This window comes from Nostoc sp. FACHB-133, from assembly GCF_014698055.1.
Taxonomy (GTDB): Bacteria; Cyanobacteriota; Cyanobacteriia; order Cyanobacteriales; family Nostocaceae; genus Nostoc.
The window spans coordinates 1-9406 of the sequence record NZ_JACJSH010000119.1 but is presented as its reverse complement, the minus strand read 5'-3'; the positions used below and the strand labels follow the sequence as shown (position 1 = coordinate 9406).

Here is a 9406-nt window from a genome sequence, read left to right as displayed (position 1 = left end):
GGCTACCAGCACATATTTAGTAAATAAAGTTACTTCTTACTTAGATTTTATTTTTGCGATCGCTTGTTTTTTACTGGATCTGACAAAACCGCATTGCTCCCTATTGCTATTGGGAGTTGACCCCAGCCATGCACGAAAATTAACAGGTCATCAAAGCGAGAAAGCGTTTCGGCGCTATACCCTTCGCAGTGAGCAAGAAGCGGCGATCGCTGCTTACTATCGCGCGATTGGCGAAGAAGCGGAGTAAGGTATGCCGAAGCCACTCGATCCCAAGTGTCAGTTATGCGCCAAGTTACCAACAACTCAAGCTAAAGTGCTGCATGGAACAGCAGGGGATGGGTGTTGGAATCCAAAAGTCTGTCATAATCGCCGCTCATTCTATCGCCACCGCTCCTTTCATAATTCAGCAGAAATTGATTCAGTAACAGTCGAACCCCCAGCAACATATTTTGCAGTGCTGTATTTGTATAAAGAACCAGGGGATAAACCATTGCACGCCTTGGGCGCAGAACTCTGGTTGGGGCAAAAACCTGTTTGCCGCTTAGAACCAATTCACTGCTTTGGGTTAACGGCTGGCAAGATCCGCGCCTATACAGATCAGGTGTTGCAGGCTTTTGCCAGACAATACAGTGTTTCACTATATCAATATAAGGATATGTTTGAGATTAGCTCAAGCTACTGCCCAGTGCGGACTTGCCCCTTGCATCCAGAATCCTAGAGATGGCCACATACCACCAATTAACAATCTGGGATGTATTAGATGAGTTGTCCGAATCTCCACCAACTTCTTCTCTTGATGCTATGTGGGATTGTTTGGATGCCGAGCTAGAAAGTTTACCCTTGGAGGCACAGTTATTAACCGCAGCGCTTGCCTTCAGTCAAATTGCAGATATTCTTAAGTCTCGTGCCGAAGTGCTGTTGCAAGATACCCGTGATCGCAATAGTCTTTTGGGGCCTGTTGTTAGCACCGATCTCTTTGCTGGTCTAGTGCGGACAACAATGCACCTAGATTTAGATGATTTGATTGAACCGCAAACACCACAAACCTTTAAACCACATGGCCCACACCAATTTTCATCTCCTAACCAGGAGGGTGATTCTGTAGTAGCACCTGTTGAAAAAGCGAATGTTTTGGCAATGCTTGATGAGGTGACGAGTTTAGAAGATGTCCGCAATTTGGCATCAGATGAGGACGTGGAAAAATGGCAGCGCGCGATTGCTAACCATCTGATAAATGTCAAAGATGAGATTTCTTTAGTTAAACTGCAACGTGTGTTGCAAATGCCGATGGTAGAAGTATGGTTGGGATTATTGCTGGGTGGGTTTACATTAGAACAACGTGGTGATTTTTATCACAACCATAATGTCTGGGTGAAAAGCTCTCCTTTCTACTACCAATAACAATACATTCGCTATATAGGAGAGTCCGCGAACGCTTACCGCTTTCAAAAAGCAACGTCAAGGGTGGCAGTTAGGTCAAGCGGCATATAATACTCCTCTTCGACCTAACTGCCACCCATTTTCAGCAACGCCCGATCTTATAGTGAGCAATATCTTGTACGCTGATTTCTAATGGTGAAGCTGTCATGCATTTAAAAATACAGTATTTTGCAAGGTCATTTGCAGAATATAGCTTGTTAAGCCAGATATTTTATTAAGACTCTTCTTAGCAAATTATTAAAGAACATGGTTAATAGAAAACGCTCTTTGCAAAAATGTTTGAACAACAACCTTACTAACTACATTGCTTTGAGCTTGTTGTTATTAATGCCTACAACAGCCTTAGCTAACGGTAACAACAATAATTCTGACGATCCTCCACCTCAAACTAGAGGAACTTCAGGCGGTTCTAGAGGATGTGAGACTGAAAGTGAGGCATCCTCAAGTAGTATTCCAAATATCATCTTACTTGCACCTACTCAAAGTTACGGTCAAACTTTGGCAAACAGTCCTACATTTGCTTGGTTTGTGAAAGATACTAGCTCTTGGCAAATGGAGTTTCGTCTTTATGAATACGACCAAAATAACAAACAATCTAGATTGGTAAAAGAAATTAAAGATGAAAATTTTAAAAGTTCTCCAGGAATCATGATTCTATCTCTGCCTAGTCTAGAATTGTTAGTTGACAGAAGATATCTTTGGCAAGTCGAATTGGTTTGCGATGCTAATCGTCCTTCAGGTAATCCATTTGCGATCGCAGCGATGAAAGTCGTTTCAACTCCGCCAGAATTTAAAAACCAACTCTCCCAGAGCAATGATATTTTAAAGGTGGCGAATCTCTACAAAAAAGCTGATTTATGGTACAAAACTCTAGAAATTGCTTTAAGTTCAAACAATGAACCGACTCTGAAAGAATTAAGAAAGTCTCTCCTAGAACAGGTAGCAACTGGAACTCAAACCGAATTAAGAGAACAAACTAAAGTAGCGCTGACAAATAGTACAATCCATCAATTACAACGTTAATAGTACAAAATTTTCACAGATGTAAAAATCAAAGCCAGTTACCAATGAGAATGAACGGTGCCCAATATCCAGGGTGACTCTCGATTTGCTGCTTATGTGCTTGCAACCAAGCTATTTGAACAGTTTGTAAGGCTTTAGCTTTACTCATTCCGCTATGCCAGCTTTGATAAAATTTAGCTATCAGTTGCGCTGTTGCTGCGTCATCAACTTTCCAAAGACTTGCTATAGCACTTTGAGAGCCGGCTTGGATAGCGATACCAGCTAAACCCAGAGTTTCGCGATCGCTTCCTACTGCTGTTTCACAGGCTGTCAAAGTTAGTAACTCAATCGGTTGGTTTTTAATGCGAGTACTATTAATAAGTTCGTAAAGGTCGTTTAATGTCAGTTTTTCATTGTAAGTCCCGGTTGTAACTGATTTTTGAGGATTTGTAGTCATTTTTTTTCCAGTTACTAAAAACGTTTCTCGATCGTCAATACCAAACTTGCCGTGAGTCGCTAGGTGAATTATTGGGTAAGTGTTTTCTTTTAACTCTTTTTCCAAGCGCTCACGTGTAAAGTCTTGATCCAGTAAGCCCTTGCTTTTAGGTAAACTCGTTGTAATCGCTTTCAACTCGGATTGGACTTGTGTAAGCGGCTCAAAAAACTTTGAACCAGCATCTGTTTCGACGGTAGCTGGTTGTGTCAAGCCAAAAGCTAATACCTGTAATCTCTTCGGATTAGACTGTTGAAGATTTGTCAGAGTGAATGCTGGAGCAAAGGCGATCGCATACTTTTCAATCAAGAATTGCTTACCATTAAACAGTGCAGCTATGGGGATACTCCGAAGAATTCCATCTTGAATAAACACTAAAGTTTCAATTTTTTCTTTTTCTAAATCGCTGATAAAAGGACGAATAAACCAGTCATATATTTGTTTTGCTCTAGCTTGATAAGTATTTTCCAAGTCGGAACGCTTTTCTAGCTTGATTCGTAGGTCATTAATAATGTCTCTAACTTCTTGATTCTTAACAGGTATCCAAAAAACTTTTGACTTAATTTTTTGCTCTTTATCAGCTAAAGTGAGAATGATTGCAAGATGTTCTTTCAAAATAATCGAACTCAAGACAGCAGTGTTTTTGCCCACTAGTGGCGCTGGTTTTTGAATGAAGGCTAAATCACAATTATTACCTAAATAGTTTTGTAGTTCTGCTAACCTTAACTCATCTACTATTGGAAGTACTGACTCCAAATTATGTTGAATATCTGATATTTGAACAAGATTATTAGTTTGCTCTAGGCGTAACTCTAGCAACTCGCGGTAGACTGGTTCAACGTTGTCTCGAAAGTCAAACTGTAAATCTCGCTGTTGTATAATTAGGTCACTACGAATACTCTTGAGACTTTCAATAGACTTTTCATAAAAAATAATTGCTTCTTTCACTCGACCTGTGGCTTTAAATAATCGTCCCGCCTGCCATGCCCACAAGTAAAGGTTCTCATCAGCGACAGTACCAATTAGCGCTTGTTGAGTTAAATTTAGAGCTTGTTGATAATCCTGCCCACATTCGTAAATGTGCCCTAATCGCCCTTTGGAAAAGGATTCTCCTTCTTGATCCTGTATTTTTTGAGTAATTACTACAGCTTTATTAAGTAATTCAACAGCCTTAGATAACGATTCTGACTTTAAGCATTGAATTGCAGGGTCAATACTTATCGACTCGCTCTTTTGGTTAACGATTTGTAAAAGATTAGCAAGTTGAATTACCGCATAGGCTTTATCGCGAGAGTCAGGCAATTGTTCCACTACGATTAGAGCTTGCTGTAATGTATTGTTAACTATGGCTTTATCCTGACTATGTTGGTGATAATAAAGCTTAACTAAACCTAGTAGCGATCGCAGTTCATTAACTTTATCATTTTGACTACGGGCTAAATTTAGGCTTTGTTCAAAATAATCTACAGCTTGGTTATTATTAGCAACAGTGTATTGCTGGTACTTTTTGGCAGCTTTTTTATCACCTACCTCACTGGCAAATTTCGCACGATGCTGATTGCTCTTTGCAAGACTAGCATAGGTATTCGCTAAACCATTCAAATTAGATACTATGTAAGTTTGATTATCAACACGCTTGGCGATTTCATCACTACGTTCAAAATTAGAAATAGCTTGCTCATACTCACCTTGGAGACGATGAGCATTTCCTAAACTACCCCAAGCGGCTACTTCGCCGAGATCATCTGAGTGGTGGCGAGCAATTTCTATTGCACTATCTTGAGTACATCTGGCATTGCTTTGATTTTGACCGCACAAAATCGTAATTGCTCGTCGCTGCTGTCCCAAGCTGCTGTAGAGTTGAGCTTGTTCTGTCAGCATCCGTCCTACTTTAATCGGTTCGTTTTTCTGACGATAGTAGGCAATAACTTCTTTTAATTGAGCGATCGCTTCAGGTATTTGTCCTACTTGTTGGTATGCTCTAACAAGGTATGTTCTGACACTTATTTTTTCAGAATAATTACTAGTACGCTGTTGATTTAAAAGGGCTGCTCGCCAAGACTTAATAGCCCCTTGAATATCGCCAGCTTGGTATAACTTAAGTCCTTGCTGCACTGGCTGTGTTAAACTTGACAATTGGGCTGTTGCTATTTCTAATATTCCCTTATGCCCAATCGTTAGGGAAGGATGTGCTAACCACAAACAGAAGGTTAGTGTTGTGAGGAAGAGAACTGCCCAAACGCGACGAATACGATATGGCAAGCGTTGCATAATGGCATAAGGGAAACTATACCTGTGAATTTTACAGGATGAGTGGCATTCTCCCCAAATCCCCAAGTCCCCTTGTTTTCTATTTTGACCTTTTGTTAATAAGACAGTTCGCAGATACGCCCCAGTAAATTTCCAAAATTGGAAAACTAATTTCCCAGCTTGACGATGTATTTCTAATTAAATCTATCTATTCTGAGATTATGCAACGAAAGCGAACAGCTAGTACGTCAATGTTGCATGGACTTCACCTTAGTATCTTAACGCGATACTTTAGTTTATTTCTATCTTAAAAAGGCTTCGCGCACAGAATCAAATTTTTATGTCTGCGTAAGTCATTATCTATTGCCATTACATTTTGAGGAAAAAACTTATGCTGTTTAACCTAAATCCTTCTAAAAAATCATCTATTACTTCACATATTCGACTGTTTTATCAAGGCAGTAAACAATTCAAAAAAAGCAAATCTTCAAATCATGAAGATGTCAATGACATATTAAGCTCAAATATTAGTCAATCTGTATATTTACCTAATGTTTTAAACAAAACAGCTTTGGCAGCAAAGTTAGATAATTGCCAATCAAAAGAAATCAACAAAAAACCTCTAACAACGAAAAGCCGTTTTTATTGGTGGATGTAATCAGATATTTTCTTTACTAAACCTCGCAGAATTAGACCGAAGAATTTTCTAATTAGTAACATTTTTTAAACAATCAAAGGTACAAACTCATGCAGCTTTTAAGTACTTCTAACAAGTCTTTATCTAAACCAGAGCTAGCAGTGTTGTCAGACAAGCCTCTAAATCAAAATGAGAAAACAACTCAAACTAAACTCTCTATGATCTGGGTAAACGAATTTGACGGAGAGCGTAATCGGTCAATTGCAAAATGGATTAAAAATTAGCAAGAGTTAGGCATTTTAAAAAGAGTCAAAACTAATTATATTAGTTATCTAGACAGGTTGATTTTTATCCAGATAGCAAAGAATACAAATTCTTCTTTAATGCTTGTAATTACATAAATAACTACATCTTTATTCAAAATTAACGAGGTAAGATATGAAACTTTTCTATCGCGGTCTCAGCTACGAATTAGATTCCTCAAAAATTGCCAGCAGAAGAACAGAAAAACCTTTTCAACCAGCGCCTATTGTTGGAGCAGCTTATAATCTGATTTACCGTGGGGTTACTTATCGTGTTGATCCCAATTACAAGCCTGTGGAAGTTACTTTACCACTAGCAATTTATAAATTGAGCTATCGAGGAATTAACTACTTGATGAATAGAAATGCACAAGGGGAAGTTACCCTAATTAATCAATCGACAAATCCATTACAAGTTACTACACAGTCACCGATGACAACACGATCCTAGTAAGGCTTAACCAATACGTTTCATTCTAGTATTCAAGAGATTGGATTAGCTTTTATCCTACGAGTAAATTTCTCAATTGAAATTAATTAACGGAGTAATTCTGATGATTCATCACATTTCCATCGCCGCTCAAAATCCGCTTCACGTTGCAAATATACTGGCAGAAATTTGTCACGGTAAGGTATTTAATTTTCCTAATCCCGGAAGCTACGCTGTATTTTCGTTTGATGAATATGGCACTGGAATTGAAGTGTTTCCTTTAGGATCTGTGTGCGTTCCCGGTTCGGACACAGAACTGAGCAAAATAATTCAAACTTCCAATTCACCTGATTTTGTAGCAACTCATGCTGCGATTTCTGTTCCTGCTAGCCAACAGCAGATTGAGCAAATCGGTAGACGTGAGGGTTGGCAAGTTGCGCTTTGCGACCGAGGAGCGTTCAAAGTAATTGAGTTTTGGGTGGAGAACTGGCTAATGTTCGAGTTTTTGACCGCTGAACTTGCAACTGGGTATTTGCAGTCCATCAAGCCTCAGATAGTTGAACAAGTGCTTGGTCAGCCAATTTTTATGGCTCCAGTTGAGAGCAAGTAATGCAATATTCAGCATTCATCGTAAACCCGTTTTAGCCGCATAAAGGAGTTTGAAAAAATGATTAGTTTATACACTGCACCATCCTTTGAGGATTTACCTAGCATCAGCCCACCCAGTCTAGAACTTGAAACTTGGTTCCGCATGGCAAAGCTACCCTACGAAAAGGTCATCGTGAAAGCACAAAGTTTTGAGATTGCCCCCAAGGGTAAAATTCCCTTCATTGACTATCAGGGAAAACTGATAGGTGATGCCTTCTTAATCATTGAGATGTTTAAGCAAACAGAAGGGATTGATCTCGATGCTAGTTTGACTCCCGTTGAGCGATCGCTCTCCCTAGCGTTCCGCCGTATGCTCAAAGAGAACACTCTCTGGGGAGCAGCCGAAGTTCGCTTCGGCATAGAAGAAAACTGGCAACACTATCGAGTAATAGTAGCGCGTGCGCTCTTCCCTGAGACACCACTAGAAATATCAGAACCGTTTGCTGACGAGTTTCGTAAAACGATAATCTCTCAGATGCACAGTCATGGAATCGGTCGTCACAGTCATAAAGAAATCAGTCAAATTATTTGTGCTGATTTTCAAGCCCTTTCAGACTTTCTGGCAGACAAACCATTTTTTATGGGAGACGAACCCACAACCTTAGATGCCACTGCCTATGGCTACATTGGTAATTTCCTTCAGCCACGCTATGAAAGCCCAATCGTTGATTATCTGCTTGGGCGATCAAATCTTTGCCAGCACTATGAGCGAATGTCTCATAAGTTTTTTAGCGATAGCTTGTTAGAGTTATAAATTTCCGTTTGTTTCTAACTAAAGTTATCAACTACAGACAGCAGAATTACAGAATAAGGATAATTTTATGGCTGAATACAATTATATTTTGATTGGTGCAGGCTCGGCGGGCTGTGTCGTCGCCAACCGCCTCACAGAAGACGGTAAAACAACTGTATTATTACTTGAAGCAGGCAATCCACCTACCTTACCAGAGCATCAAGTTCCTCTAGACTGGACAAAACTCTGGGGTACTGGGGTAGACTGGGCATATTTTACGGAAGAAGAACCGTACATTAATAACCGCAAAATCTATTGTCCGCGTGGGAAAGCTTTGGGTGGAACCAGTTCAATCAACGCCATGATTTATATTCGCGGCAGTCGGCATGATTACGATCGCTGGCAAGAATTAGGCAATCCCGGCTGGAGTTACCAAGATGTGTTGCCATATTTCAAGAAATCTGAAAACCAGCAGCATGACGCATCCGAATTTCATGGAGCAGATGGATTGCTGAGTGTCACAGATCCCTTGGATTGCTGAGTGTCACAGATCCCTTGGATTGCTGAGTGTCACAGATCCCTTAGCACCTGAAGTAACATCATATCGATTTATAGAAGCAGCAGTCACACTTGGTTATGAGCTTAATCCTGATTTTAATGGCGTACAACAGGAGGGAGCTGGACTTTACCAGTTGACGATTAAAAATGGTAAGCGGCACAGTACAGCAGCAGCGTTTTTAGTACCAATTTTGGATCGTCCCAACTTAACAGTTACCACTGGTGCATTAGTTACTCGTTTACTGTTTGAGGGAACGCGCACTATTGGAGTGGAATATCTGCACGAGGGAACGATACACCAAACCTTTGTAAATCAGGAAGTAATTCTTTCTGCTGGCGCGTTTGATTCGCCCAAACTGCTGATGCTCTCTGGGATTGGCAATGCAGAACAGTTGCGATCGCTAGGCATTCCCGTACTTATCGATTTGCCAGGTGTCGGTCAAAACCTCCAAGATCACCTTGCTGTCGGCGTTGCACACCAAGCTACTCAGGATCTGCAACCTGCCCCAACCAGCAATATCGCCGAAGCTGGATTGTTCTTGCATACTGAAGGTCGTTTAGATACTTCACCAGATTTACAGTTTCACTCTGGCCCTGTTTTGTGGACACATCCTGCTTATGCCCGTGAAGGGCCAGGATTCGCAGCTACAGCCTGTTTAACGAATCCTCAAAGCCGTGGCCATCTCACTCTGCGTTCTGCTTCACCCCATGACCCAGTTGTAATACAGATGAATTATCTCCAAAGTCAATCCGATTTGCAGAAGCTGGTTACAGGAATCAAAATTACTCGTCAACTGTTACACTCCACTGCCGGGAGCAATGCGGTTTTGTCAGATCCAGTAAAAAACAAGCGATCGCAAAAATAAAATCTAAGTAAGAAGTAACTTTATTTACTAAATATGTGCTGGTAGCC

At 40.4% G+C, this 9406-nt stretch carries 9 protein-coding genes and 2 pseudogenes; 10 read left to right on the top strand and 1 reads right to left on the bottom strand.

Translation table 11 applies throughout. From position 1 onward, the window contains the following. The 4 genes and pseudogenes from H6G86_RS39320 to H6G86_RS36860 form a co-directional block, all read left to right on the top strand. Positions 1 to 247 (top strand): annotated as a pseudogene (locus H6G86_RS39320) (hypothetical protein); the annotation flags it as partial. A gap of 3 nt (positions 248 to 250) precedes the next feature. After that, the gene (locus tag H6G86_RS36870; RefSeq protein WP_190938517.1) at positions 251 to 718 is read left to right on the top strand and encodes a hypothetical protein; all 468 of its coding nucleotides are present in this window, start codon (positions 251 to 253) and stop codon (positions 716 to 718) included. A gap of 2 nt (positions 719 to 720) precedes the next feature. After that, entirely contained in the window at positions 721 to 1401 is a 681-nt protein-coding gene (locus H6G86_RS36865) for a hypothetical protein (protein WP_190938516.1), read from the top strand. Between the two features lie 285 nt (positions 1402 to 1686). Beyond that, positions 1687 to 2463: a DUF928 domain-containing protein gene (locus tag H6G86_RS36860; protein ID WP_190938515.1), complete on the top strand. Its 777-nt coding sequence runs from the start codon at positions 1687 to 1689 to the stop codon at positions 2461 to 2463. Between the two features lie 28 nt (positions 2464 to 2491). On the opposite strand, the gene H6G86_RS36855 is transcribed toward H6G86_RS36860, so the two are convergent. Beyond that, a complete protein-coding gene (locus H6G86_RS36855; RefSeq protein WP_190938514.1) occupies positions 2492 to 5206 on the bottom strand; it encodes a CHAT domain-containing protein in 2715 nt (904 codons plus the stop codon). Between the two features lie 370 nt (positions 5207 to 5576). On the opposite strand from H6G86_RS36855, the gene H6G86_RS36850 reads away from it, so the two are divergent. From H6G86_RS36850 to H6G86_RS40290, 6 genes and pseudogenes are all read left to right on the top strand, one after another. Then, entirely contained in the window at positions 5577 to 5843 is a 267-nt protein-coding gene (locus H6G86_RS36850; RefSeq protein ID WP_190938513.1) for a hypothetical protein, read from the top strand. Between the two features lie 89 nt (positions 5844 to 5932). Beyond that, the gene (locus H6G86_RS36845; RefSeq protein ID WP_190938512.1) at positions 5933 to 6106 is read left to right on the top strand and encodes a hypothetical protein; all 174 of its coding nucleotides are present in this window, start codon (positions 5933 to 5935) and stop codon (positions 6104 to 6106) included. 154 nt (positions 6107 to 6260) lie between these two features. Further along, on the top strand, positions 6261 to 6575 hold the full coding sequence (locus H6G86_RS36840) for a DUF4278 domain-containing protein (protein WP_190938511.1): 315 nt from the start codon (positions 6261 to 6263) through the stop codon (positions 6573 to 6575). A gap of 103 nt (positions 6576 to 6678) precedes the next feature. After that, positions 6679 to 7164, top strand: coding sequence for a hypothetical protein (locus H6G86_RS36835; RefSeq protein WP_190938510.1), 486 nt, complete (start codon positions 6679 to 6681; stop codon positions 7162 to 7164). A gap of 57 nt (positions 7165 to 7221) precedes the next feature. Then, positions 7222 to 7956, top strand: coding sequence for a glutathione S-transferase family protein (locus H6G86_RS36830; RefSeq protein ID WP_190938509.1), 735 nt, complete (start codon positions 7222 to 7224; stop codon positions 7954 to 7956). Between the two features lie 67 nt (positions 7957 to 8023). After that, positions 8024 to 9302, top strand: a pseudogene (locus H6G86_RS40290) (GMC family oxidoreductase); the annotation flags it as partial. Positions 9303 to 9406: the final 104 nt, after the last annotated feature.

Coding starts and splice junctions, on each gene's coding strand:
- H6G86_RS36870 (WP_190938517.1), top strand. CDS start 251: ATGCCGAAGCCACTCGATCCCAAGTGTCAGTTATGCGCCAAGTTACCA.
- H6G86_RS36865 (WP_190938516.1), top strand. CDS start 721: ATGGCCACATACCACCAATTAACAATCTGGGATGTATTAGATGAGTTG.
- H6G86_RS36860 (WP_190938515.1), top strand. CDS start 1,687: ATGGTTAATAGAAAACGCTCTTTGCAAAAATGTTTGAACAACAACCTT.
- H6G86_RS36855 (WP_190938514.1), bottom strand. CDS start 5,206: ATGCAACGCTTGCCATATCGTATTCGTCGCGTTTGGGCAGTTCTCTTC.
- H6G86_RS36850 (WP_190938513.1), top strand. CDS start 5,577: ATGCTGTTTAACCTAAATCCTTCTAAAAAATCATCTATTACTTCACAT.
- H6G86_RS36845 (WP_190938512.1), top strand. CDS start 5,933: ATGCAGCTTTTAAGTACTTCTAACAAGTCTTTATCTAAACCAGAGCTA.
- H6G86_RS36840 (WP_190938511.1), top strand. CDS start 6,261: ATGAAACTTTTCTATCGCGGTCTCAGCTACGAATTAGATTCCTCAAAA.
- H6G86_RS36835 (WP_190938510.1), top strand. CDS start 6,679: ATGATTCATCACATTTCCATCGCCGCTCAAAATCCGCTTCACGTTGCA.
- H6G86_RS36830 (WP_190938509.1), top strand. CDS start 7,222: ATGATTAGTTTATACACTGCACCATCCTTTGAGGATTTACCTAGCATC.